Origin of the sequence: Bacillus sp. 1780r2a1, from assembly GCA_024134725.1 — a bacterium.
In the GTDB taxonomy this organism is placed as follows: domain Bacteria; phylum Bacillota; class Bacilli; order Bacillales; family Bacillaceae_H; genus Priestia; species Priestia aryabhattai_A.
Genome location: CP099863.1, coordinates 1,064,391 through 1,089,249, shown reverse-complemented (window position 1 = coordinate 1,089,249; position 24,859 = coordinate 1,064,391). Strand labels below are relative to the sequence as shown.

Below are 24,859 nucleotides of genomic sequence, written 5' to 3'. Positions count from 1 at the left end.
TCATTTTATGTGTTAGTAACCTAGTACTTTAGGTAAAAACAATGAGATTTCCGGTAAAAACGTAACAAGAATAAGAACGACGATAATCGCCAGATAAAAAGGTAAAAGCGGTTTTATTACGTCTTCTAAATCAAGCTTTGCAATGCTAGCACCGACAAATAAAGCGCTGCCAACTGGCGGCGTGATGTTTCCGATACTTAAGTTCAGCACCATCATAATTCCAAAATGAACCGGATCCATTCCAAATTGCTGTACGATTGGCAGGAAAATAGGTGTAAAGATTAAAACAGCTGCTGTGATATCCATAAAGGTACCAATAGCTAATAAAATGATGTTTAAAACAATTAAAATCACGTACATATTCGTGGAGATGCTTAAGATAGCGTCGCTAATTAAAGCCGGCAACCCTGTAAATGCCATCACCCATGACATAACGGAAGATGCGGCAACGAGAAACATAATAACCGACGTAATTGAAACCGTATTTAATAGAATACCTGGCATATCTTTTAACTTCACCGTACGGTAAATCGCAAAAGATAGAATAAACGTATACAACACGGCTATCGCTGAGGCTTCCGTAGCGGTGAAAATTCCTGCAACGATTCCTCCTATCACAACGACAATCATCAGTAGACTCGGTATAGCGTCTAGGAACGTTTTGAAAAATAGTTTTACCGTCACTTTTTCGTTTACGCGGTATCCTTTTTTTCGAGCGATAAGAAACGCAACGACCATACACGCGATTCCCCATAGAATTCCAGGTATGTATCCTGCAATAAATAATGCTGCAATTGACGTTCCACCGCTGACTAACGAGTAGATAATGAGCGTGCCGCTTGGTGGAATAATTAAGCCCGTAGGAGCGGAAGCAATATTCGCTGCTGCTGAAAATCGCGGATCGTATCCTTCTTTTTTCTGCAGCGGACCCATTACGCCGCCGATTGCTGCTGCTGCCGCTACGGATGATCCTGATAAAGAACCAAACATCATGTTTCCAATAATATTAGAGTGAGCTAATGCTCCCGGAGCTTTCCCGACTAACACTTTAGCGAAATTCACAAGCCGGTAAGCAATTCCTCCGTTATTCATTAAGATTCCAGCTAGAATAAAAAAGGGAACGGCTAGTAAAGAAAAGCTGTCAATGCCGGTAACCATTTTCTGAGCTGCTGTAAAAATCGCCATATCCACTGGCATAATCGTAATAATCGTAACTAAAGAGGCAATCACAATACTAAACGAAATTGGAACACTAAATAGAAGTAACAACGTAAATACAAAGACTAAGACGAGACTCGCTTGTAAGGCCATTAATAATTCACCTCTGAATTATTGGATTTGTTTTTCTCTTTAACGCCAAAGCCTAACGTGTTTTGAAGATGAAAGATTGCATAAAATAAAAACAAACATCCTGATACAACTAAGCTTAAATATAAATATTGAATGGGCATTTGCAGCGCTGAAGAAATCTGCCCCACCGCGTTATTCATTGCCAAAGAGCCGCCGTACATGAAGATTGATAGCACAAACAGAACAACTAGAACATCTGTCGCAACCGCAATGACTTTTTGTATACTTTTGGAAAACTTTCGTACGATAAACACAATCGCTAAGTGCTCTTTTTTTCCAAATGCGTAAGCTCCGCCTACCATCGTTAACCAGATGAGCGAATAGCGTAAAAATTCTTCCGTAAATGCACTGGGTGTATTTAAAATAAATCGGCTAAACACCTGCCAGATAGCTGCCAATACCATTAAAACGATTAAGGAACATGTAAGAAATTCTGTAATACGATCAACAATTTTTTTCATTGTTAACCTCCTACTTCATTAGGTAATGATGTTGATAATGTCGTTTTATTGATTTGAGATAGAGGCTGAGACATAATGAAATGGTTTCTTTTAAAACAAGTAGAGTTGTTAGAATATGTTTGTTCCATTACGCTACAGACCCTCGCTTTCCGCGGGGAGGAAGCTGAGCCTCCTCGCTACGCTGCGAGGTCTCAGCTCTTCCTTTATCTCCCGCAGGAGTCGAGTGTCTTACGCTTCATTCCATTCTTTTTCAAACTGGTTTTCTAAATAAACAAAATATTCAAACCATAAAAAGGTTAACTCTCCACAAGTTGGATAGACGATTGATTGAAATCCTCATTTACCGTCCCTATCTCTTCAATTATTTGTTCTGTGCTTGAAAATCTTCAAAATACTTTTTGTAGCTTTCGTTTTTCTTCACGAACTCTTCATGTAACGGCTCAGCAGCTTTAATGAATGGCTCTTTATCGATTTCATACATTTTAACACCTAGCTTTTCAGCCGCTTCTTCTTCCGACTTCACAGCATCTGCCCATACTTTTTTATGACTTTCCGATGATTCTTTCACAGCGTTTGCTAACGTGTCTTTTTGGCTATCCGATAACTTATCCCACGTTTTTGTGCTGACGATTAAAATGTCTGGCACGTACTGGTGCTCTGTTAACGTATACGCTTTTGCTACTTCGCCGTGTTTGTTTACCGTTAAAGCAGTGATGTTGTTTTCCGCTCCGTCAATAATTCCTTGCTGCAGTGACGTGTATACTTCTCCGAACGCCATAGGTGTCGGTGAACCACCCATTGCTTTGATCATAGCAATAGACGTTTGGCTTTCCTGTACGCGAATCTTCATGCCTGCTAAATCTTTTGGTGACTTCACTTCTTTATCACCTGTATAAATATTTCGCTGCCCAGCATCATACCAGCCAAGAGCAATAAAACCTTTGTCTTTTGAAAGTTTATAAATTTCTTGTACGGATTTGCTGTTATCCATTACGTTATAGTAATGTTCTTGGCTTTTAAAAACGTACGGTAGAGAAAAAATTGAGTAGCTGTCTTCAAACGATTCCAATGCGCTAGCGCTGACTTTGGCTAAATCTAATGTGCCTGATTGCACGAGCTCAATGACATCGCGCTCTTGCCCTAACTGCCCGCTTGGAAACACCTGAACATTTACGCTATTATCAGATTCTTCTTTTGCTAGTTTCGTAAACTCTTCCAGCGATTTATGCACAGGATGATCAGTACCCTGATTATGCGCGAGCCTCATGCTAACAGACTTCTCACCGGAGCTGGTAGTAGCTGTTCCTCCCCCTCCACAAGCTGACAGTAACACTAAAGAAGATACACTCACCAATAGGCCTAACTTTATCTTTTTGAACATAACGTCTCCCCCTTATTTAAGCTTTCCTTTACTTGTAAGATTTGCTTGATATATTGACGTAGCCCTTGTTCTCCTTTGGTCTGATACGTTTTATTAAGATCGCTGCCTATTCCTACACAGCTAGCTCCATTTTCAATCCACTCAATTCCTGTCGTTCCGCTAATTCCCCCAGTAGGCATTAGCTTTACATCAGGGAAAATGCTTAGTGATGATTTTATAAATGACTGTCCTACTACCGATGCAGGAAACACTTTAATTAATTTAAACCCTTTGCTTTTTAGCTTTGCAATTTCACTTACGGTCATGCAGCCAGGAATAATCGGAACTTCTGTTACCTGATCAACCACTTCATTTTCTGCATACGGCGTAACAATAAATTCACTGCCTGCATCAATTGATTCTTGAAGCTCCTCGACTGTTTGAACAGTTCCCATTCCAACCGTCACATTGTTTCCGTATCGATTTTTCAGCTTCGTTACGAGCTTAGTAGCTTCCGGGATTGATAGCGTCAACTCAATCGTATTGATTCCTTCTTCAACCAAGATATCGCAAATCTGTTCAGCTTCTTGAAAACTATCCGTTCGAATAACAGGAATAAATTTTGCGGAAATTAACTGATCAATGATTTTCATAAACGAGACTCACCTTTCAACATAGTTATACTCTCCCATCGCGTGTCTTACTTGATCCAAAGTGGGTAACCCTTCGTTATCGCCTTCAACACTAACGACCATAGCTCCAACGATGCTTCCATATTCCAAGCATTCTTTAAACGTTTTTCCCTTTATACGAGCACTGATGAAACCAGCGTCAAAGCCATCTCCAGCCCCAACCGTATCGACAACTAACGGCACATGAACAGCGGGCTGCTCTAGGTATTCACCGTTATGCTCCCCAACGGCTCCGTCAGCACCTTTTTTAATGACAACGGTTTCAATTCCGTATTTTTTAAACGCTTCGATATGATTGCGCTCAGACTGAAGGCCAAAAATTAAATCAGCTTCTTCTTTTGAAGTTAAAATAATATCCACGTCTTTTAGAATCGATAAAATAAATGCTACGGCTTCTTCTGCGCTCCACATTTTCAAGCGAACGTTTGGATCAAATGAAATCTTCAGCCCTTGCTTTTTCGCCATTGAAATGATGGATTTAGTTAATTCAATATTTTGATGATGAATTGAAGGAAATACTCCTGTGATATGTAAAATCTTGAAGTTCTTAACGTATTCCTCAACGATGTCACGCTGAGAAAGCTCTAAGGTAGGAGAATCGTTTCGATAAAAGAATGAACGGCTCTCTCCATTTGCGTGAATTTCTCTAAAATAAACGGAAGTCGGATAGTTATTGGTAAACGTTACGTGTGATAAATCAATGCCTTCTCCTCTCACTTGGTCAAAGACATATTTTCCAAATTCATCGTCCCCTAATTTTGAGATCCAGCCAGGCTTTAAACCTAACCTAGCACAGCCAATCGCAAAGTTAAGCTCCGCTCCCCCCATTCCTCTTTCAAAAGAATGAGAGAATCGTAATGGCCCCTTTTTTCGGGGATGCATGCTAATTAAAGCATCTCCAATCGTTAGTACATCTAACATTCATATCTCATCCTTCACTTTTTTAATAAACCGGTTTAGTATTATATTACACATTGTTGTAATCGTTTACAACAACTTTTTGAAAATTTTTATTACTTTAGTTATAAATAAAGTCGTTACTTCTCTTTATTTAAGCATCATTAGAGAGTCTCTTGCACTATAAGTATGCTTGTCATACATCTTGTTTTTATAAACCGGTTTTTATACTATAGATTTATATCAATCTTTAAACCTGCTGAAAGGAAGCATACATGATGAAAAAAGAAGCGCCTTCCCAAAAGAACGTGACGATCCAAGATGTTGCAAACGCTGCTGGTGTTAGTAAAAGCACCGTTTCACAGTTTATTAATAAACGCTTTAAGTACATGAGTGATGATACGAAGAAAAAAATTGAGCAAACCATTCTTGAGCTAAACTATCGCCCAAACGATTTTGCTCGAAACTTAAAAACAAAGAAAACCAAAATGATCGGCATCATCGTGGCTAATATTAAACATGTGTTTTCAACTGACATCATCAGTGCCGTTGAAAAAAAGCTAAGCGCTCAAGGGCTGCAGGCCATTATTTGCAATTCTGATGATAATCCAGAAAAAGAAAAACAGTTTATTGAACTATTAACCGCTAGGCAAATCGATGGGTTAATCATTTTTCCAACGAACGCTGACGTGACGCTTTATGAAAAGATTTTAGTGGATCAAATCCCCCTTGTCTTAATTGACCGAAAGCTTGAAGGATTAAAAGCAGACACGGTCATTCTCGACAATGAAACGGCTCTTTATTTAGCTGTATCTCACCTTTTAGAAAAGAAACGGAAGAGAATTGCGATGATGACGCTGCCTGTCGAGCAGCACATTACGCCAAGGATCGAACGGATAGAAGGTTTTTATTCTGCTATGAAGCGGTCTCAGCAAGAGGTTATTTCTGATTTTGTTTTCTCTGGTACTTTGCTTGATATACAAACTAGGCTAGCCGAATGGTTATCGAATAAGGAAATGCCTGATGCGATTATTGCAGGGAACGATCTAGTCTTGGAAACTGTGTTAACATTCGTGAAGAACCATAACTTATCCATTCCAAGCGATTTGTCCATCCTTAGCATTGACGATGTGCCTTATGCCAAAGTCTATAACCCAACCTTAACGACCGTCGCACAGCCCACGCAGCAAATGGGTGAAATGGCCGCAACGATTCTGCTTGAAAGGCTGAATAACTCAGGTACACCAGAAGGTTCACTTCCTTTACTGTATCGCTTCCCGCCAACTCTTATGGACAGAGAGTCGTGTTAAAAGTCAAAAAGCCGAGACCTCACGTCTCGGCTTCTTTATTACTTCACTACCTTCACTTGACTTTGATGCCATTTCCATGCAGATGCGATAATCTCTTCTAGCGAACGTTCCGCTTTCCAACCAAGATCACGATGGATTTTATCAGAGGACGCAACAAGTCGAGCTGGGTCTCCAGGACGGCGGTCCGCCATCACGACGTTCGCTTTTTTACCCGTTACGCGCTCGCACGTATCGATGACTTCTTTTACCGAATAGCCAAGGCCGTTTCCTAGATTGTACGTCGCTGTTTTTGTTTCGCTTGCTAAAAGTGACTGAAGCGCAGCGATATGTGCGTTAGCAAGGTCCGTTACGTGAATGTAATCGCGAATGCACGTGCCGTCTTCCGTGTCGTAGTCAGAGCCAAACACGGAAATGTGCTCTCTTTCGCCTAGTAAGTGTTCAAGGATAATCGGGATGAGGTGCGTTTCTGGATCATGCGATTCGCCGATTTCTGCAGTTTCGTACGCGCCCGCTGCGTTAAAGTAGCGAAGCACCACGTATTCCATACCATATGCATGCGCGTAGTCCGCTAAGATGTGTTCAATCATCAGCTTCGAACGGCCGTACGGATTAATTGGATTCGTGCTTGTTTCTTCCGTAATGATGTCAACAGACGGAATGCCGTACGTTGCCGCTGTGGATGAAAAGATGAACTTTTTTACGTTATGTTTCATCATCGTTTTTAATAACGTAAGAGTCGCTGCGACGTTGTTTTCATAGTACTTCACAGGGTCAACAACCGACTCTCCTACTAAGCTGTTCGCCGCAAAATGCATCACTGCTTCGATTTGATAAGTAGAAAATACATGCTCTAAGTCCGCTTCGCTCCCTAAATTTCCTTCTACAAACTGCGCGCGCTCATCAATCGCCCAGCGGTGCCCCGTTGAGAGGTTATCTAAGACAACGACTTCACTTGTTTTCACTAACTCTTTCACGAGGTGGCTACCGATATAGCCAGCTCCTCCAACTACTAAAATCATAAAATCTCTCCTTTAGTCCATTTTGACTAGTTTTATCGTACGCTTTTACCCTGATATTGTAAATGAGTTTTGTGAACTGAAGATGACTACTTTTCTTTATTTTCATTGAATATGCTAAAAAAAGTGCTCCTTCCAGCATTTTCATGATGTAAAATAAGAATATAGTTCTCATCCCTATACATACACGGTTGACTACAGAAAGGAAAGAATGACGTGACCAAACTAACAATTCTCAAGCGCCGTTTTAAATACCTTATTATCAAACTATTGCGACTAAAAGATCATTCTCATAAAGTTGCACTTGGCTTTAGCCTTGGTTCAATTGTAAACTTTGTTCCTACCTTTGGGTTTGGACTGATCCTTTCTGTAGGCTTAGCCAAATTATGTAGAGGCAACAGCATGGCTGGTCTCATTGGCGGAATGCTGTTTATGTGGGCTTTCCCCCTCATGTTTTACTTAAACACCGTAGTCGGTGAATATCTCGTGCCCATCAATCTAGATCATACGTTACTGGAAGTCGCCGATGATGATTTGGCTGATCATCTGGAAACAGGTGCACATATCGGCAAGATATTTCTAGCCGGAATGACCGTAAATATGGTACTGTTTGGCGGTCTACTTTACGCTGGCGTTTATTATATGATTAATCAGTATCGAGCTGAGATTTTATACTACGTTTATAAAAAATGGGTTGTTTAATTTCTTAACAATAAGAGAGGTACTACGCATGCTAAAGACCATTTCCTATCCGTTTCAACCAAAATCCAATCGCTATCTTATCCCTGGGCAGTTTTGGGCTATCCCTTTAAGCAATGGACAATTTTCCTGCGGAAGAGTACTCGAGATTAGCGCTGAGCACACGAAGCATTTCATTGCTGGGCTTATGGACTGGTGCGGGCCTGAGCCACCTACTTCTGAAGATCTAAAAGGATGTGCTATTCTCAAGCAAGGTGATGGCCACGTTAAAATGATTGTGGAAACCGCCTTAAACGGCATGATTTTAGGCTATCGAGACTTAACCTTAGATGAATTAGAAGTAGCTTATTTTCGATCTCAAGAGATGTTTGCCGATGATTGTATGCTCCAAAAAGGGTATACGGAAATTCGTCCCATCACAAAAAAAGAATATGAACAATATCTTACGTTTTCGACGTGGGGATATGAAGTCATTAAATTTCGTGCAGAAGATTGCTTTGTAACAAAAAGTAAATATCTATACTAAAGAGCCTAACTTCCTTAAAGTGTTAGGCTCTTTTATTTATATTTGCTGTATGGCTATAGATACACAAATATTACAATAATCAATGTCATTTTCTTCACGGCTTCTATGCAACTAATAGCAAATAGCGCAGACCAGATTGAACACTAACTTCCCCTGTCTCCTTCCGCTTTACTTCCTCCACCTATTCCTTTACCTATAAGCAATAAACATTTTCTTTTTATACATATTATTGGTTCATAAGAAAAAACTAGAAATACGAACAAATTTATTAATTGGGAAGGTAGAGAAAATGCCTTACGGACGCTTTTTTAAACGAACTAAAGAGGAAACTTCGCCAGAGGCACCAGCGCTACAACCTTTACATAATCGTTTAGATGAGAACGTAGAGAAGTTAAAAATAGCGCTCGGAGACAGCTCAGACTTATTTATTCGCTTTATACATTCACCTCACAACGAAAAAATAAAAATAGCGGTGCTCCACCTTGATGGATTGGCTGATGATGCGATTGTAAACGAACATGTTATTAATCCTTTAATTCAATGGGCAAACGCAACTAAAGAAGCTAATTCGTTGGAGTTAGAAGAAAGCGTAAAAGGCACTTTGGCTGTTTCTCAGCTAACTATAAAAGAAGACTGGGATAGCTTTCTTTCAGCAGTTGTCTCAGGAGATGCAGTTGTCTTGTTAGATGGATGTTCTAAGCTGTTCATTACCAATACACAAAAGCTACAGTCTCGCGCAATAACGGAGCCAACGACGCAAACGGTTGTGAAAGGACCAAAAGATTGTTTTACTGAAAGTCTAAGAACCAATACGTCCTTAATTCGAGCTAAGATCCAAAACCCTTGTTTACGATTAAAAAGTATGAAGATTGGGAAAGTGACGCAAACGGAAGTGGCTATTATGTACATAGAAGGAATAGTAGATAAAGCCATTCAACAAGAAGTTGAGAAGCGACTAAAAAGAATTGATGTAAATAGTATTCTTGAATCAAACTATATTGAAGAATTTATTAAAGATGACAGCAAAACCATCTTTCCTTTAGTCCTAAGCACAGAACGGCCTGATGCGGTAGTAGGAAATTTACTCGAAGGTCGCGTCGCCGTTATTATCCAAGGAACGCCTTATGTGTTAATCACACCCGTTGTTTTTTCTCAGTTCTTTCAATCACCTGAGGATTACTATCAAAATTACTATATTAGCTCTTTTATACGATTACTAAGATTTGTTGCCTTCTTTCTGTCGATGTACGTTTCGTCTATTTACTTGGCGTTAATAACTCATCATCACGGACTTATTCCTACTACGCTGCTGGTAAGCTTAATGGCTCAAAGAGAGATTGTTCCCTTTCCGGCAATCGTGGAAATTATCCTGATGGAATTGGCATTTGAAACGCTTAGAGAGGCTGGTATTCGAATGCCACGAGCGATTGGTCCAGCCGTTTCAATTGTCGGAGCGCTTATATTAGGTCAAGCAGCCGTAGACGCAGGGTTTGTATCAGCAGCTGTTGTTATTATCGTAGCCATTTCCTCCATTAGTAGCTTCACGCTTCCAAACATCAGCATCTCTAGCGTAGCTCGTGGATTTCGGTTTATGTTAATTTTAGTATCTTCATTTATTGGGCTATATGGTATTCTGCTCGTGACGCTGTGTATCTGGCTTCACATGAGCACATTGCGATCATTTGGCATTCTGTATTTTAATCCGTTTGCTCCTTTTAACTTACAAAAACAAAAAGATGGCCTATTTCGTTTTCCTTTGCCATTTCTGTTAAAAAAACCAAATAAACCTAAGGCGATTAAGTAACGCTTGCTTAAAGGACGTTTTCATATGAAAAAAAACCATTTATTTTTATTGATTACTATAATTTTATTCCTGACTTCAGGCTGCTCAAACTATTTAGAACTAAATCAAATCGGAGTAATTACAGGCGTTGGCATTGACCAGAACGATGATCCAAATGAGCCTTATCGAGTAACGTATCAAGTTCTTAACCCAGGCAGTTTAGCTCAAGGGACTTCTAGTGCAGATACAGGCCTGGCCGTTGTGAATTATACGGTGACGGGAGAAACCTTGCTTGAAACCTCACGAAAAGCATCTGCCATCATTCCTAGAAGAAGCACCCTGACACATATGTCACTCGTTGTCGTCAGTGAGAAACTAGCACGAAAGAATCTTGACTCTCTCTTTGATACGTTAGATAGAAGCAAGCAAGGACGAACAAGTTTACCCGTGTTTATTGCTCGAGATAGTACGGCTGAACATGTGCTTAATGGTGTTGAGCCTTTTGAAATCAATCCAGTAAAAAGCATCATCAGTACCAGTGAAAATAACAAAAAACTGTACGGAGCCTCTAATAATATGCTCGTATACGATGCCATATCTGCCCTTTCAAGTAAAGGAAAAGATTTAGCAATTCCAGGTCTCAACATACACAATGATTCTCCGGAAAGCAGTCGAGCAAGTAACTTAGAAACAACAAACCCTTCCGTTATAGAAGTAAATGGATTAGGTATGTTTAAAGAAGGCAAACTAGTTAGGTGGTTAGACGGAGAAAAAGCTCGAGCGGTTCAATTTATTACTTCAGACATAGATAGTACAGTAGTTGCATTGCAATGCAAGCAGGGGAATATAGGCCTGGGAATCAATCGAGTGAAAAGCGAAATAAAAACAGACATACGTCAAAACGAACCTATTATTCATCTAAATTCAACGATGACAGGTGAGATTTTAGAATCATCATGTGAAGCAGACTTAACGGATCCTCACTTATTAAATCGCTATGAGAAGAAATTTGAAAAAGAAATAACAAAACAAATTAAGCAAACGATTGCAATTGCCCAAAAAGAAAAGTCCGATATTTTTGGATTTGGTGATAGTTTGGCTCGGACACACCCAACATACTGGCACAAACATCAAGATAATTGGCGCAACTTATTTTCGAATGCCAAAACATCAATTAAAGTTAACGTAAATATCACAAATACAGGAATGCGAACGAATTCCTATAAGGCAGAGTAAAAGGAGATGAGAAAACATTGATAAAAATAAAAATTGATGGCATCCAGCTCTTTTGTCTAATGGTCGTCTTTATGCTAGGCAGCGCTCTTTTATTAGACATTGGAAAAGGAGCTAAACAGGATGCGTGGCTCGTCCCCTTATTAGCCACTTTTTTTGGGTGCCTTTTGTTTCTAGTGTATATTTCTTTATATAAGAAATACCCTAAAAGCCCACTAACAGAGTACACGATTAAAATTTTCGGGAAGTATCTAGGAGGCATTATAAGCTTCTGTTACGTTATTTATTTTATTTATATTGCTTCGAGAGTACTACGGGACTTTGAAGAATTATTAACGAGCACCACCTATTATCGCACTTCTATCGTGACAGTAGGAATTTGTATGATCCTCGCCTTAATTTACGCCATCTGCGTAGGGATAGAAGGATTCTCCAGAGTAACGTGCCTCTGCTTTTCTATTATTTTAATTACCTTTTTAACGTTAAATAGCCTATATATAATAGGCGGTTATATAAAAGTTGAAAACCTTCAGCCTGTACTTGGAGGTGGAATTAAGAAAGTTTGGAAAGAGCTATTTCCTCTTGGTGTGACGGTGCCTTTTGGAGAGCTCATTACGTTTACAATGATTCTCCCTTATTTAAATAAAACAAGTAAAGCTCTAAAAGTTGGCCTGCTCGCAATTGTAGTCAGTGGGCTTTGGTTATCCTTTAATGGACTTGTCCTTACATCTGTATTAGGAGCAGATATGGCTCTTAGATCTACCTTTCCTGCATTTACGGCTGCTAGCCATATTAATATCGCCAATTTTATTCAGCGCCTAGACACGTTCATTATTGTTCTGATGGTTATGCTGGGGTTTGTTAAAATCGCCATTTATTTCTTTTGTGCGGTCATTGGGGCCAGTGGCTTATTTCGAATAAAAGCTTCACCTCCATTTATTTACTTTATTGGCATTATTATTTTTTTCTCTTCGCTAATGATTGCCCCTAGTTATCAGGCTCATATAGCGGAAGGGTTGAAAGTGGTGCCTTACTTTTTCCATCTGCCTTTTCATATTGGAATTCCACTTCTACTACTGGTTACGGCTTATATTAAGCAAAAAATAAAGCCAGCAGCTTTATAATTCGGGTGGCTGCTGGCGTTTCATCGTTGTGACTATACTAACAATAACAAAGAAAAAGAGAAGTAAAAAGATGAGCAAATAATCTTCCCCTATGCAGGTTTTTAAATAATACCTAAGGTTATGAACGAATTGAAAGATACCATCACCTTGAAGAATATCAATCCATGAACTCATTGAAAGCACTCCAAGGCAAATTAATGGAAAGGACATTAGTTTAACCATGTAATCACGACCTATCTTTTTTATATAACATGTGAAAGATGGCTAAGGAATATGCAGCTCTCATTCACTCTAGCACAAGTTACACTTATCTTAATAACTCGCAAATCTCTCCTGGTGTTAGAGGCTTATAAAAGATGTACCCTTGCCCAATCTGACAGTCTTGTTTCGTTACAAACTCCAGCTGTTCCTGCCTTTCAATTCCTTCAATCGTTAATTCAAAGTTAAGCTGCTTTCCCATTTGAATAATGGTTTGAACAAGCACTTTTCCCACTTCATCCAATTCATCAATAAATGACTTATCAATTTTAAGCGTATTAATTGGCAAATATTTAATGTAGCTAAGTGAAGAGTAGCAAGTTCCAAAATCGTCCATTGCTAATTTCACGCCGAGTTCTCGTAAAGGGATAAGTACTTTATTTAACTCTTCACTATGCTGAATGACGTTTTCCGTAATTTCCATTTCAAGAAAGCCTGGACTAAGCCCCGTTTCTCTTAAAATTGCTTCAACTTCCTTCACAAATTCAGGTGATTTCAGCTGAATGGGCGATACGTTTACGGCTACCTTCTTCATTTGTGAGCTCATGTCAGTCCAAATTTTCATTTGCTTACAAGCTTCTTCTAACACCCACTTCCCAACAGGGACAATCAAACCTCCCTCTTCTAAAATAGGTAAAAATTCGTTAGGTGGAATCACTCCATATTTTTCACTGTTCCAACGAATTAAAGCTTCTGCTCCGATGACTTCAGATGTTTTCAAATCGATTAAAGGCTGATAAGCGAGCTGAAATTCATTTTTTTCTAGCGCATGCTTCAGTTCATTTTCCATATTTAGCGCCTTCATCATTCGTTGGTTGGATGAAGATGAACTTAGCTCATATGTATTTCGTCCATTTCGTTTTGCTACATACATTGCCATATCTGCTTGCTTAATGAGCTGTTCAATTAGTTCATCTACCTCTTCAAAAGCAGCTTGCTTTTTGCATTCTTTTGACAACAAGCTAATGCCAATACTTGTCGAGGTAAAAAACTTATGGCCATTCAAGAAAAATGGTAGCGCCATTTCCTTGACAATTTTTTCAGCCATTTTCTTAATTTCTTCGACTGTATGCAGGTCTTGCAGAACCAGTATAAACTCATCTCCTCCATGCCTTGAGACAAAGCTGGAAGAAGGAACACAGTTTTCTAATCTTTCGGCGACGCGTCTAAGCAGTACATCTCCATAATAATGACCAAGCGTATCGTTAATTGATTTAAAACGATCCAAATCTAGAAATAAAACTGCTACAAGTTCAGGAAACTCATCGGCTATGAAAAGCTTTTTTAGCTGTTTGTTCAACCAGTAGCGATTAGGCAAATTCGTTAACGAATCATAATAAGCCAGCTGCTTAATTTTTTCTTCATACAGCTTACGCTTCGTTATATCATTCCGAATAGATACGTACTGATACGGCTCTCCATTTTCGTCTAAAAAAGGAACGATGGTTGTATCTACCCAGTAGAATGAGCCGTCCTTTGCTTTGTTTCTTATCTCTCCATGCCATACATTACCCGAGCGGATGGTTTGCCATAACTCTTTAAAAAACTGCTTTGGGTGATAATCAGAATTAATAATACGATGGTTCTGGCCGAGGAGTTCATGCCTTTCATATTGGGAAGTTTTGCAGAATTTATCGTTTACGTGGTTAATAAAGCCTTGGCTATCTGTAATTGCTACGATGGATGATTCATTTAACGCTAGCTCAATATCATTCACTTTTTTTAACGTTTCTTTAAACTTACGTTCAAAATTATTGTTTTCCATCACTTGTACACCCTTCTTAAAATTAGATTAATACAATAAAACCCACGAGAATCGTGGGCTTTATATAATTTAATTTATAAAGAACAACTGTCTTACCTTCAGTCGCTGCTACTTGTCGAAACAAGCATACGTTTTATTCTATGACTCTTGACGAAGTAGCCACGGAACAATAAGATCTTGAAAGGTCTTGTTGTATACTACAATTCGATTTAGATAATAGGGATCGTTCTCTTTCGTAATCACGTGCGGTGCAAGAATAGCCGCATGCTTAAACCCTGCATCTTTTACGACCTTCGCTACGTCATCCTTTGTATTACCGTACGGATACGCAAAGTAAACCGGATCGATTCCTAGATGCTGCTTAATGGTTTCTTTACTTTTACGTAAATCTTCACCAAATGCACTGTATTTATTAGGAGTCAAAAATAAAGGCTTATCCCCTTCTAAGCGATGCATATCGTACGTATGGGAACCAATAGTCGCAAGACCACTGTCTGTCATTTCTTTTAACTGATCCCATGAAGCCATACTTAAGTTTTGAAAGTCCTTCGCTCCGACCTGCCCTGCAATGACATACAGCGTAAACGGAATGTTTTCCTTCTTCAAAATTGGAAACGCATTTTCATACACCGTACGGTCAATATCATCAAAAGAAATCCATACGCAGCGATTTGGAAACGTACCTTTTTGCTGATACTCTTCAATATCTGCGGGACTTACAAACGTCGCATCTAATTGCTTGAGCTTTTCTAACTGTGCCTCAAATTCGGTACTGAAGACGCTGTACTTGGTCAACTCGTCAGACTTGGTCATCGATTTAGCGACTCGATTAAACCAATTATGCTTACGTACACGATGATAGTTCAGTCCTAAACATCCATTTGTTTCGAGCTTGTTCTCTAAAGTTGTTGATGACGTCGCTTCTGCTTCCCACTTAAGGGCTTTGAAAGAAAGAAAACCAATTATCACCGCAAAGATAGACATTAGAAACAGATATTTCTTCATGCATATTTCCTCTCTTCAGTATGTTTTAACGGATTTACATCAAACTCAATGTAATGCGCATTCTGAAGAGCTCGAATTTGATCTTTAGACAGTAATTGAAGATTTTCTAAGTCTTTTAGACTTGTATTTGACGGCATTTTTCGCCGAGTTAAATGACCAAACTTTTTTTTATTGTAAATTCTCCATAAAAATAAAGATAAGAAAAAGAAGGCAAAAACGATAAGGCCAAGGACTAAAAATGTTCGAACTTCGCTGTTCGTTGTTTTAAACGCAATTTTCATTACGCTACTGTAACGGTCATTTACACCGATAATAGCTGAAAGAAAGAACCAAACAACCCCTCCACAATACAACCAAAAAACAGATGAAATAATTACGCTTATTACAAATCGAGGAAGCGGCTGCTTAGCTTGAATTATGATTTGCTCTTCGTCAAACCTCGGTCTGGACTGCTCCATGTAGCATAACCTCCCTTCACGCGAGATTTAATAGCACGAGGAAACGCGCTTACTACTACAATTGCATTCACAATCCAGTAAAGAGCTGGATACCAAGCTGCCCAAGCATAATATCGCTTAACGTTGTCATACTTCGAATCAATTTTTAGCGCAATAAGCAGTTGAATTAAACTCATAAACACCAAGGCAAACGAAGTAAATGTAAACCAAAGAAACATCTCTTGCGGACTGCTTGCTGTAAATAGAAGCACTAGCGTTACAAAAAGCCACGAGAAGGACCAGATTGTACTTATCCACTGCTCTAAATATACAATCCAAATTCTGCGTTGTTTCCATTGAAACAGTGCTCTCCAATGGCGAAGCATAACCTCTTGTCCACCTTGAGCCCAGCGAACACGCTGTTTCCAAATCCCTTGCAAGGTTTCAGGCACAAGCATCCAACACAATGCTCGTGGCTCATAGCGAATATCCCAAAAACGCTGCTGGAGCTTCCAGCTTATTGCAATATCTTCGGTAATCATATCTCGGTCCCACAGTCCAACATCTACCAGTGCTTTCTTTCGAAAGGCTACGACTACGCCGGAAACAGTCATGATTTTCCCTAAAATACGCTGAGTTCGTTTAATCGAACCAATAATAGAAGAATACTCAACTAGCTGAATTCGACTTAGCAGCGTATTGCGGTTCCGAATACGCGGATTTCCAGTAACGGCACCTAAGCGCTCTCCTTTATGAAGAAAATGATACATTAAATAATAAGGAGCATCTTGATCTAAAATAGCGTCAGAGTCTAAACAAATCAAAAACTCAGCTTTTGATGCGTGCGCACCCAAGTGCAGCGCGTTGGCTTTCCCTTTATTTTCGTAGAGCTGAATGACGCGAACCTCAGGATGTTTTTTACTGATTTCTTTTAAAATATCGGCTGTTCCGTCGGTACTTCCATCATTAATCAGAATAATTTCTTTGGATGGGTAATCCAACGCTAAAAGATGATGCAGCGTTTCGCTAATCGTTTCTTCTTCGTTATAGCACGGCACGAGAAAGCTAACCAAAGGCCAATCTATTGTTGACACATCAAATTCAGGATCTCGGTCACGATAGCGTATGTAAATAAGCGTACCCGCAATCCAAAATAAAGACATGATAAATGGATACCAGAAAACAAAGCTTGCCAGCTTCTCAAATCCAGGTACCAATACGTGTTGTATATTCATTCCCTTAACTCCTTTTACTAGTAAAAATTGCACATGTTGACTATTGTAACACTAAATTAGTTTAGTGGAACATACAAAAAATGGTTGTTGCAATAATTGAGTCAAAGAGAATTATAGTACAAAAGAATCAAATAGTAAAAGAATGAAGACTCCAAGTGGGTTATCAAGAGGTGAATGATTAAGAACTTATGCTAAAGGGAGAAAGTTTGCTTGGCAGTACTTATTTCGGCTACTATATTGTTATGTAATAATAACGACAATGGGTTTATTTACATAAAATCATTGAATGGTAGTTATGGACAGAAGGGGGTACTTGAGCATTACTCAAGCCTTTTTGAAGAAGAGATTACTTATAGTCCTATCGGGCGTTACCTCAATAATAGCTTTCGGCTATATATCATTAGCGTATTTAACCAAAACAAAGTTTAACCTAACGGCTTCGGTTGGAGGATTTGTATTAGCGGTTTAAAAACAATTCAAAAAACAGCCTAAAAATTTCACGTCTTTAGATTTTTAAGCTGCTTGAATGAAAGTTATTTTGTTACCATTCTCTCCACTCTTCAGTTATATCTTCTTCTGTTTCTAAACCAGCTAAATTAGCCGCTTCAGTAATAAACTCATACAACTCTTCTCTTTCTATCGTCTCAATGAAATAATCAAACTCTTCATTTAAATCATTTAAGCTTAGCACTACTTCTTTCACGCAGCGTAAGATGTCTTGTTCTACACCTTTAGCATCTTTTAATTGGTTTAAATAAAGGTCTAGGACTTCGTCTGTCGCTTGAATATTCTCTACCGTGAATAGCTCGTCTTCTTCCATTCGCTTTTTCCACTCTACAGTTGGTTTACTGCTTTTTAATTTCCCCACCATGTTATGCCCCCTTATTCACTACAAAATGAAACCTATTTATCTACATGTCGTCAACTAACGTAACCAATTCCAAAATTGGCTTCACATCATTCTGTCCTTCGTAAGCTTCAAACTGGATATCTCCAAGTTTTGTTCCGACATCAAACTCACCGATTAAGCTATCAAGCATAATGAAGGCAGCACCGATAAAGTTATCGTCCTCTTCCCTGTAGCCTTTGATATACATCACAATATCTAAACAATCTAGTTCTGAGTTGTGTTCAGACGTAAAGAAGACGTCTTTTGTTTCAAGAATTACATCTTCAAAACACACCTCTTGTTCACTGGATTCCCTCTGCCTGAATGCAACGATTTCGAATTGATCAAGTGAAGGAGCTGCTTCTACAAGCTGCTGTACGGCTGGGAACGCAGGAAGCATACCGTCTGCACTGATGATAAACTCTCTTTTTCCTTCTTTTAACTCGACACCGAACTCAAACGTTACTTCTTTATGATACTTTGACAGCTGTACGCCTAGCTTATTAAACAATATTTCGTAGCTGTTTTCATCCAGCTCAAAATATGCTTCACGATTTTTTTCAAACCAAGACCAAAATTCCGCTGCTGTAATATTTCGCTTAAATAGATTTTTTAACATAGAGCCTCCTAGACGAATGATAGATTTTGGTGATTTTTTATTATTTAAGTTTGAAAATTCACATCTTTTAGTTGATGACAAACACCATTTTTTTCATTACAATTGTAATATTACTGTAATATTTATTGAAATTAAACACATTTTTTCTAGTAAGTTGTAAATTTATCTCCATGCTCATTTAATGAAACAAAACAATCAAACTATAAACTCACATAAAAGGTGAAGACATGAAAAAAAAGGTGCTTATACTGAGCTTGTCAATGTTCGGATTATTGTCCACAAATACGTTTATACCGACCAAGGTGCTGGCTACAACTGCCGTTGAGCCAAATGAAAACACCGCTCCTGAAGAGGACTTGGACGTACTGTATGAACGTGTATATGATGATGGCTATGCGCTGGGAGAAAGCGACGGGTATAGCGGTGAAAAATACATAAGCCTTGACGGGAATAACCAGCTTGCAGCTTACCCCTCAGAAGCTGCCCAGTGGTTCATGCTAGGCTATTCGGTTGGCTTTGAAAGCGGAAAGCGAAGCAAAACAGACGAAGAAAAAGCTGAAAAAGAAGCTGACTATAGCGCTGGTGAAAAAATAGGATACGAAGTTGGAATCCAAGACTATGAGAACGCGACAGTCGCTTATACGCCTCCTACTATGAAAAGCAAGTCGGCTGACTGGAACGAAGGCTTCACGTTTGGCTATGAAAAAGCGATTGAAACGATGAATCTTTCCGTCAAAGCAAGAGAAGAAGGCTACCAGCAAGGCTTACAGGATGAAGCGATGTCAGTACCAGAACTGTATGCCGAAGATCCTATGACGCAAAAAGCATTTGAAGAAGGGTTTCAAAAAGCCATGAGCGAAAAAGAAGCGGCTGAAAATGTCCAGTATGAAAAAGAAGGATACAAGCTTGGATACAGCATGGAGCCGCTCACTGTTCCTGATGGACTTACGCCTGCAGCCACTGAAGCATTTACAAAAGGCTACAATAAAGGTGAAAAGAAACGCTTAGAAGATGTGAAGATGGAAGGGTTTAATGCTGCTTTTCTGAATGAAAAGTACAAAGCACCAAAAGTGTATGAATCGAACGTTCAGCTTCTAGAAGTCTACCAACAAGGCTTCGTTTCTAATAAAAAAGCTGCCAAGTTCAAAAAACAAGCGTACCAAGACGGCTGGAAGTTAGGCACCAAAATGGATGTCCCTGCTGCCTATAAGAAAAACAAAGCGGCGGTGACAGCGTACAAAGAATACTATCAGCTTGGACAAGAAAAGCAAGAAAAGACGGTTTACGACGTGTTGATTGCCCTCGGTGTCTTGCTGAGTGGAATTGGATTGTTCCGCGTTGTTAGAAAGCGAAAGAAAAAAGGAGATTTTTCTGCTTAGCTTTTTTAGAACGCTATTACGAATGGATAAGGAAGTGTTGTTATGACTGAGATACAGGTCATTCTTGGCGTTCCCGGAACGTGGAAAAATCGAACGGAGTTAATACAAGCTGTTGCTTCTAAAAGCGATGGCTACTTACTAGCTGGTGATATTATTCATTGTGCGAAAAAGAACGTTGGCTTCCAAGTGGAAGTATATGAACATGATCCACAGCTAGTAGAAGCATTTTCGTATGTAAACGATGATCAGCTAATGAAGCAAATAACTAATCATACATTTACCGTTTACGTAATTGCTACGGTGAGTGACTTTGAAGAACTTAAAAATGTTGTAGACGTAGGTGCAGGATTAGTAAAAGCCGGTGGTTTAGCTGTTAAAATTGAAACATCCGGAACTATACATACAAAAGAAGAATGGAAAGAACTCGCTCGTAACCAAGAATATTTCCCTATATACTCCCATTTCGTCATGTTAGTTGGCAATGAGGAAAGCTACTTTTCATGTGGGATGAAAGCCTTTGGATGCCCGGATGTCATCACTTCTTCTGTTCTTCCGCCTGAAGAGGCAGCTGACCTTCTCAATAACTTTAATTTATATAGTTTGATAGAAAAGCCAGCGTTTAAGAGCGGGCAAACGTTTAGCGTTGAAGAAGGTTCCGCCCTCTACCGCATTCAGTGTCTAGAGGATTTTCGATATGAAGAAGACGACCTTTTCTTTAATCCGTTTGGTCTAGTTGAATTAGTAGCAGAATAAAAAAATGGAGGTGTTCGGTACACCTCCATTTTTTGTTATTCACAATGTAATGTTTAACTATTGTTCGTAATAATACGCTTTTACTCCTGGATCGTTTTTTCCTTTTTCTTCGCACCACTGGACAAACCCTTCTTTTCGTTCCTTCGTAAAAGCAGTCCAATTCTTTAGTAACTCTTTATAGTGCTGCAGTTCAAGCTTCACATTCTGTTTAACTTGTAGGTCTTGAACACTAGCATTTAGCTCATACGTTTCCATAATTGTGTTAGTATCTTCTTGTACATCTCCAAGGTATAGATCTTCTGATAGGTGGTGAGTAGAATCCCAAAGCGAGTCGATGTTGAAGTCGATTAATTTCACTAAGCACAGCTGTTCACTACTTCCACCAAGTTCCCATGCTTTCTGTAAATGCCCTCTACTTTCTTCGCTCTGAAGAAATAACCCGTGCCACCTATACGGTCTTGAGTCACTAGGAAAATGCTCTATCCATTTGGAGAGAATGGGCTTTAAAAGATGTTCTTCTAAAGGATGTACGAGTACGAAGTGAACGTCATCTGAGTCTTCCAGCAAAGTAAACAGCCACAACGCAAAGTCCATTTGATCTTCATCATTCCACTGGTTTGCTTCCTCAATGAACAAAGTAAGCTCTTTGAAGCTCTCTCTTCTCAGGCCTTTTTCTTTTAACATACAAAACTTCTTAAACAGAGGATACTCATTTAAACGACCACTGTTTAAAAGCTTTGTTTCGATTGGTTCCATGTAGTCACGCTCCGCTTCTTGCTACCGGCTTTAGAGATAGTCAAATAAACAAACGACCCTCTTCTTAAGGGAAAATTATACAATCTGAATTACTAGAAAGATAGTAGTTTTTGAGTTAACGTTCCAACAAAAAAGCGCCCCTCGGACAGGGACGCTTTCTATTACATTGCTTCTTCTTCAGCTGCTCGACGGTTTTTCTTCAATAGCTTTGATAATGCTTCATATACAATTGGTACAATGACTAGCGTTAACAGCGTTGAGGATGTTAAACCACCGATTACCGTGATGGCTAAGCCTTTTGAAATTAGACCCGCTCCACCTGCACCAAATACCATTGGAGCCATCGCGCCAATCGTTGCGATTGCCGTCATTAGAATTGGACGCAGTCGTGTTGACCCTGCTTCAAGAATCGCGTCACGAATAGACATGCCCGCGCGTTCCATTTCAATAATGCGGTCTACAAGCACAATGGCGTTAGTTACCACGATACCAATTAACATCAGTAGTCCCATCATAACGGATACGGAAATGGTTTCACCTGCAATCCACAGTCCAACAAACGAACCGATAACCGCAAACGGTAATGAAAACAAGATTGCAAATGGTGCTAAACCTTCACCAAACGTTACCACAAGGATAAAGTAAACGATCAGAATCGCTGCCAGCATCGCTACGCCCAGCTGCGTAAAGGATTCCTGCATATCCGCCGCTACTCCCGCAACGTCTACTTTTACACCGCTTGGTAAATCGATATCGTCAATCTTTTTATCGGCTTCAGCTGTTGCTTTTGATACGTCGTCACCGACAACTTTACCCGAAATTGTTGTATAGAATTCCCCTTTATTACGAGCAAGCGTCGTATAGGTTGTTCCTTCTTCTACCTCCACAATTTCAGATAGAGGCATTGGGGTTCCTTGAGCCGTTGGAACTTGTGTCTCCAATAATTCATCCATTGATTTTGGCTCTTTTTTTGCATCGCTTTGAACCGTAACGTTCACTTCTTCTCCGTCTTTGTTAACGGTTGTCAGCACGTCACCAGCGTTTTGGGCCGACAGTGCTCCTGCAATTTGTGCCGTTGTTAATCCATATTGTAGAAGCTCTTGTTGATTCACTTTCATCATGTGTTCAACATATGGATTTTCAAAATCAGACTTGACGTTTTCTAATTCATTTACGTCTTTTAATGCTTTTTCAACGTCTGAAGCTGCTTTATTTAAATCGTCTAAGTTCTTACCGTATAGCGTATAGCTTACTTCATCAGACGACATGCCGCCCATACCAAAGTCTTGTGATTTCCATTCACCTGACTGGTCAAGGTTTGTTGCGTAGTCAAGGACTTCTTCTTTTACGTCAGCAAAGTTCTTCACATCTTCGTCAAAGAATAAGTACATTAACGCTCCGCTTCCGCCCCCCATCATGACTGCTGATGCGTCTGTGCTTGTTTCGTCATTAATTGAGAACTGAATTGTTTCTAAATCATCACGCTTCATGAAATGCTCTTCAACTTTTTCAACGTTTTTGAGCGTTTCTTCTTTGAGCTCACCAGCTGCTGGCGTATACGTTAAGTACACTACTTTTTCTTCTTCTGATCCTAAGAAACTAAAACCAATGAGCGGTGTTAAAGCAAGTGATCCTGCAAGCAGAACAACCGCGACTAGAGATGCAATGATCTTATGATTTAAAACTTTACCTAGGAAACCTTTATACCAGTTTGCTAGCTTCCCGCCTTCTTTATGCGCTTTTACTTCTTTTTCACCTGATAAGTTCTTACGGAATAAGAAGTGAGATAGCGCAGGTACAATTGTAATGGCAACGAGTAGGGATGCGCCTAATGCGAATGCCATTGTTAAAGCAAACGGTCTAAATAATTCACCAACCATACCGCCAACAAACATAAGCGGTGCGAATACAGCAATCGTTACAAGCGTAGACGAAAGAATTGGTTTAAACATTTCAATCGTTGCTTCACGGATTAACGCCCGGCCGCGAAGTTTTTCATCGGACAGATTCATGCGTCGATAAATGTTTTCCACTACAACAATAGAGTCGTCAATAACACGACCAATGGCTACCGTGATAGCTCCTAGCGTCATAATGTTTAATGTAATATCAAGCCAGTTTAGCAGCAGTAGTGCCATAAAGATTGAAACTGGAATTGAGATAATTGAGATAATCGTAGATTTGATGCTGCGCAAGAACAGCAGGATGATGATAACTGCGAATAAACCACCGAATAGTGCTTTCTCTACCATCGTAAATACGGATTCTTCAATCGGTTCACCTTGATCTAGCGTTACATCAATCGCTAAACCGTCAATCTCTTTTTCTTGATCTTTAATTAAATCTTTCACCGCATTAACGACTTCTACGGTATTTGCTTCCTGCGTTTTCGTAATTTGAATTGAAATCGCATCTTTTCCATTTGTACGCGAGATAGATGGTACTTTACCAACTGTTTCAATGGTTGCAATATCCCCTAGTTTCACAAACGGACTTTGATTTTGAGAAGTTGGTGTAACTGGGATTAACACTTCTTTTAAGTCTTCAATCGTTATGATATCACCATCGAGTGAAACAGCTTCTTTCCCTGTTTCAAATTCTTTTAAGCCGAGTGATAGTGACATGTCGCTTGCTTGAACCATTTCTTTGACTTTATCTTCTGTTAAGCCAAGCTCTTTCATTTTCTCTTGATTGTAGACAAGGTTTACTTCTTCAATGTGTTGACCTGTGAGCGTTGCGCCCGCTACACCGTCAATGTTTTCAATTTTAGGAAGAACTGTATCTTGTACTGTTGAAGATAAATCAACAATGTCTTCCTTATCGCTGCTAATTGATAACGCAACAACCGGCATCATGTTCATGCTGATCGCCATAACAGATGGCTCTTCCGCATCTTCCGGCAGCGTGACGTTATCAAGAGCTGCTTCTAGCTCACGCTTTTTCTCATCCATATCCACCCCGTACTCATATTCGATTTGAACCTGAGATACGTTTGCAGATGAGTTTGAGTAAACAGCCTTCACATCTTCCAAGCCTTCGATGTTCTGTTCCATCGGTCTTGATATGTCTTCCATGACCTGTTCTGCCGTCGCTCCTGGATACACGTCCATTACGATTAAGTAAGGAACAGAAATATCAGGTATGCTTTCCATTTTCATTCTCGTTCCAGCATAAATACCTGATACGGTGACAATAATCGTTAACAACCATACGGCTAACTTATTCTTTAAAACGAAATTAACTAACCCCTTCAATAAATAGCACCTTCCTTTTTGCTTAAGTGTTATGCATTCGGTATAATTTTTTAAACTG

Annotated in this window: 23 protein-coding genes; 8 read left to right on the top strand and 15 right to left on the bottom strand. The window is 39.5% G+C overall.

The window, feature by feature from the left end; all coding sequences use genetic code 11:
- Positions 1 to 12: 12 nt before the first annotated feature.
- The 5 genes from NIZ91_05515 to NIZ91_05495 all read right to left on the bottom strand — a co-directional run bounded on the left by NIZ91_05515 (position 13) and on the right by NIZ91_05495 (position 4,784).
- Positions 13 to 1,311, bottom strand: coding sequence for a TRAP transporter large permease (locus NIZ91_05515; protein USY56116.1), 1,299 nt, complete (start codon positions 1,309 to 1,311; stop codon positions 13 to 15).
- The gene (locus NIZ91_05510; GenBank protein USY56115.1) at positions 1,311 to 1,811 is read right to left on the bottom strand and encodes a TRAP transporter small permease; all 501 of its coding nucleotides are present in this window, start codon (positions 1,809 to 1,811) and stop codon (positions 1,311 to 1,313) included. Before NIZ91_05510 ends, NIZ91_05515 begins: the two co-directional genes overlap by 1 nt.
- Before the next feature lie 361 nt (positions 1,812 to 2,172).
- Entirely contained in the window at positions 2,173 to 3,192 is a 1,020-nt protein-coding gene (locus NIZ91_05505) for a TRAP transporter substrate-binding protein (protein USY56114.1), read from the bottom strand.
- Positions 3,177 to 3,824, bottom strand: coding sequence for a bifunctional 4-hydroxy-2-oxoglutarate aldolase/2-dehydro-3-deoxy-phosphogluconate aldolase (locus tag NIZ91_05500; GenBank protein USY56113.1), 648 nt, complete (start codon positions 3,822 to 3,824; stop codon positions 3,177 to 3,179). Before NIZ91_05500 ends, NIZ91_05505 begins: the two co-directional genes overlap by 16 nt.
- A gap of 9 nt (positions 3,825 to 3,833) precedes the next feature.
- Positions 3,834 to 4,784 (bottom strand): sugar kinase, encoded by a 951-nt coding sequence (locus NIZ91_05495; GenBank protein ID USY56112.1) that lies wholly within the window; start codon positions 4,782 to 4,784, stop codon positions 3,834 to 3,836.
- 251 nt (positions 4,785 to 5,035) lie between these two features.
- On the opposite strand from NIZ91_05495, the gene NIZ91_05490 reads away from it, so the two are divergent.
- On the top strand, positions 5,036 to 6,070 hold the full coding sequence (locus tag NIZ91_05490; GenBank protein ID USY56111.1) for a LacI family transcriptional regulator: 1,035 nt from the start codon (positions 5,036 to 5,038) through the stop codon (positions 6,068 to 6,070).
- Positions 6,071 to 6,108: 38 nt separating this feature from the next.
- On the opposite strand, the gene galE is transcribed toward NIZ91_05490, so the two are convergent.
- Positions 6,109 to 7,089: a UDP-glucose 4-epimerase GalE gene (gene galE / locus NIZ91_05485; protein ID USY56110.1), complete on the bottom strand. Its 981-nt coding sequence runs from the start codon at positions 7,087 to 7,089 to the stop codon at positions 6,109 to 6,111.
- A gap of 213 nt (positions 7,090 to 7,302) precedes the next feature.
- Between galE and NIZ91_05480 the strand changes: the two genes are divergently transcribed.
- The 5 genes from NIZ91_05480 (at position 7,303) to NIZ91_05460 (ending at position 12,451) form a co-directional block, all read left to right on the top strand.
- Complete coding sequence (locus tag NIZ91_05480) at positions 7,303 to 7,788, top strand: DUF2062 domain-containing protein (protein ID USY56109.1); 486 nt, start codon at positions 7,303 to 7,305, stop codon at positions 7,786 to 7,788.
- A 28-nt stretch (positions 7,789 to 7,816) separates the two neighbouring features.
- Positions 7,817 to 8,311, top strand: a complete 495-nt coding sequence (locus NIZ91_05475) for a hypothetical protein (GenBank protein USY56108.1) — start codon at positions 7,817 to 7,819, stop codon at positions 8,309 to 8,311.
- A gap of 289 nt (positions 8,312 to 8,600) precedes the next feature.
- Entirely contained in the window at positions 8,601 to 10,115 is a 1,515-nt protein-coding gene (locus NIZ91_05470) for a spore germination protein (GenBank protein USY56107.1), read from the top strand.
- A 24-nt stretch (positions 10,116 to 10,139) separates the two neighbouring features.
- Complete coding sequence (locus NIZ91_05465) at positions 10,140 to 11,330, top strand: Ger(x)C family spore germination protein (GenBank protein USY56106.1); 1,191 nt, start codon at positions 10,140 to 10,142, stop codon at positions 11,328 to 11,330.
- A gap of 17 nt (positions 11,331 to 11,347) precedes the next feature.
- Entirely contained in the window at positions 11,348 to 12,451 is a 1,104-nt protein-coding gene (locus tag NIZ91_05460) for a spore germination protein (GenBank protein USY56105.1), read from the top strand.
- Here the strand turns inward: NIZ91_05460 and NIZ91_05455 are convergent.
- The 7 genes from NIZ91_05455 to NIZ91_05425 all read right to left on the bottom strand — a co-directional run bounded on the left by NIZ91_05455 (position 12,446) and on the right by NIZ91_05425 (position 18,659).
- Positions 12,446 to 12,625: a hypothetical protein gene (locus tag NIZ91_05455; GenBank protein USY56104.1), complete on the bottom strand. Its 180-nt coding sequence runs from the start codon at positions 12,623 to 12,625 to the stop codon at positions 12,446 to 12,448. The two genes, NIZ91_05460 and NIZ91_05455, sit on opposite strands and share 6 nt — an antisense overlap.
- 133 nt (positions 12,626 to 12,758) lie before the next feature.
- Positions 12,759 to 14,474, bottom strand: coding sequence for an EAL domain-containing protein (locus tag NIZ91_05450; protein ID USY56103.1), 1,716 nt, complete (start codon positions 14,472 to 14,474; stop codon positions 12,759 to 12,761).
- Positions 14,475 to 14,612: 138 nt separating this feature from the next.
- On the bottom strand, positions 14,613 to 15,479 hold the full coding sequence (locus NIZ91_05445) for a polysaccharide deacetylase family protein (protein ID USY56102.1): 867 nt from the start codon (positions 15,477 to 15,479) through the stop codon (positions 14,613 to 14,615).
- The gene (gene pgaD, locus NIZ91_05440) at positions 15,476 to 15,937 is read right to left on the bottom strand and encodes a poly-beta-1,6-N-acetyl-D-glucosamine biosynthesis protein PgaD (protein USY56101.1); all 462 of its coding nucleotides are present in this window, start codon (positions 15,935 to 15,937) and stop codon (positions 15,476 to 15,478) included. The genes NIZ91_05445 and pgaD overlap by 4 nt, the downstream gene beginning before the upstream one ends.
- On the bottom strand, positions 15,895 to 17,151 hold the full coding sequence (gene pgaC, locus NIZ91_05435; protein USY56100.1) for a poly-beta-1,6-N-acetyl-D-glucosamine synthase: 1,257 nt from the start codon (positions 17,149 to 17,151) through the stop codon (positions 15,895 to 15,897). The genes pgaD and pgaC overlap by 43 nt, the downstream gene beginning before the upstream one ends.
- 541 nt (positions 17,152 to 17,692) lie before the next feature.
- Positions 17,693 to 18,022, bottom strand: a complete 330-nt coding sequence (locus NIZ91_05430) for a hypothetical protein (protein USY56099.1) — start codon at positions 18,020 to 18,022, stop codon at positions 17,693 to 17,695.
- A 40-nt stretch (positions 18,023 to 18,062) separates the two neighbouring features.
- The gene (locus NIZ91_05425) at positions 18,063 to 18,659 is read right to left on the bottom strand and encodes a hypothetical protein (protein USY56098.1); all 597 of its coding nucleotides are present in this window, start codon (positions 18,657 to 18,659) and stop codon (positions 18,063 to 18,065) included.
- 227 nt (positions 18,660 to 18,886) lie between these two features.
- Between NIZ91_05425 and NIZ91_05420 the strand changes: the two genes are divergently transcribed.
- Together NIZ91_05420 and NIZ91_05415 are read left to right on the top strand one after the other, a co-directional pair.
- Positions 18,887 to 20,038, top strand: a complete 1,152-nt coding sequence (locus NIZ91_05420; protein ID USY56097.1) for a hypothetical protein — start codon at positions 18,887 to 18,889, stop codon at positions 20,036 to 20,038.
- Between the two features lie 42 nt (positions 20,039 to 20,080).
- On the top strand, positions 20,081 to 20,791 hold the full coding sequence (locus NIZ91_05415; protein ID USY56096.1) for a DUF4261 domain-containing protein: 711 nt from the start codon (positions 20,081 to 20,083) through the stop codon (positions 20,789 to 20,791).
- Positions 20,792 to 20,848: 57 nt separating this feature from the next.
- Here NIZ91_05415 and NIZ91_05410 read toward each other — a convergent pair whose 3' ends face one another.
- Together NIZ91_05410 and NIZ91_05405 are read right to left on the bottom strand one after the other, a co-directional pair.
- A complete protein-coding gene (locus tag NIZ91_05410) occupies positions 20,849 to 21,547 on the bottom strand; it encodes a hypothetical protein (protein ID USY56095.1) in 699 nt (232 codons plus the stop codon).
- A 161-nt stretch (positions 21,548 to 21,708) separates the two neighbouring features.
- Entirely contained in the window at positions 21,709 to 24,801 is a 3,093-nt protein-coding gene (locus NIZ91_05405) for an efflux RND transporter permease subunit (protein USY56094.1), read from the bottom strand.
- Between the last annotated feature and the right edge of the window lie 58 nt (positions 24,802 to 24,859).

Bases quoted from the DNA above. Each gene is read 5' to 3' on its own strand.
- NIZ91_05515 (USY56116.1), bottom strand. From the start codon at position 1,311: ATGGCCTTACAAGCGAGTCTCGTCTTAGTCTTTGTATTTACGTTGTTA.
- NIZ91_05510 (USY56115.1), bottom strand. From the start codon at position 1,811: ATGAAAAAAATTGTTGATCGTATTACAGAATTTCTTACATGTTCCTTA.
- NIZ91_05505 (USY56114.1), bottom strand. From the start codon at position 3,192: ATGTTCAAAAAGATAAAGTTAGGCCTATTGGTGAGTGTATCTTCTTTA.
- NIZ91_05500 (USY56113.1), bottom strand. From the start codon at position 3,824: ATGAAAATCATTGATCAGTTAATTTCCGCAAAATTTATTCCTGTTATT.
- NIZ91_05495 (USY56112.1), bottom strand. From the start codon at position 4,784: ATGTTAGATGTACTAACGATTGGAGATGCTTTAATTAGCATGCATCCC.
- NIZ91_05490 (USY56111.1), top strand. From the start codon at position 5,036: ATGATGAAAAAAGAAGCGCCTTCCCAAAAGAACGTGACGATCCAAGAT.
- galE (USY56110.1), bottom strand. From the start codon at position 7,089: ATGATTTTAGTAGTTGGAGGAGCTGGCTATATCGGTAGCCACCTCGTG.
- NIZ91_05475 (USY56108.1), top strand. From the start codon at position 7,817: ATGCTAAAGACCATTTCCTATCCGTTTCAACCAAAATCCAATCGCTAT.
- NIZ91_05470 (USY56107.1), top strand. From the start codon at position 8,601: ATGCCTTACGGACGCTTTTTTAAACGAACTAAAGAGGAAACTTCGCCA.
- NIZ91_05465 (USY56106.1), top strand. From the start codon at position 10,140: ATGAAAAAAAACCATTTATTTTTATTGATTACTATAATTTTATTCCTG.
- NIZ91_05455 (USY56104.1), bottom strand. From the start codon at position 12,625: ATGAGTTCATGGATTGATATTCTTCAAGGTGATGGTATCTTTCAATTC.
- NIZ91_05450 (USY56103.1), bottom strand. From the start codon at position 14,474: ATGGAAAACAATAATTTTGAACGTAAGTTTAAAGAAACGTTAAAAAAA.
- NIZ91_05445 (USY56102.1), bottom strand. From the start codon at position 15,479: ATGAAGAAATATCTGTTTCTAATGTCTATCTTTGCGGTGATAATTGGT.
- pgaD (USY56101.1), bottom strand. From the start codon at position 15,937: ATGGAGCAGTCCAGACCGAGGTTTGACGAAGAGCAAATCATAATTCAA.
- pgaC (USY56100.1), bottom strand. From the start codon at position 17,151: ATGAATATACAACACGTATTGGTACCTGGATTTGAGAAGCTGGCAAGC.
- NIZ91_05430 (USY56099.1), bottom strand. From the start codon at position 18,022: ATGGTGGGGAAATTAAAAAGCAGTAAACCAACTGTAGAGTGGAAAAAG.
- NIZ91_05425 (USY56098.1), bottom strand. From the start codon at position 18,659: ATGTTAAAAAATCTATTTAAGCGAAATATTACAGCAGCGGAATTTTGG.
- NIZ91_05420 (USY56097.1), top strand. From the start codon at position 18,887: ATGAAAAAAAAGGTGCTTATACTGAGCTTGTCAATGTTCGGATTATTG.
- NIZ91_05415 (USY56096.1), top strand. From the start codon at position 20,081: ATGACTGAGATACAGGTCATTCTTGGCGTTCCCGGAACGTGGAAAAAT.
- NIZ91_05410 (USY56095.1), bottom strand. From the start codon at position 21,547: ATGGAACCAATCGAAACAAAGCTTTTAAACAGTGGTCGTTTAAATGAG.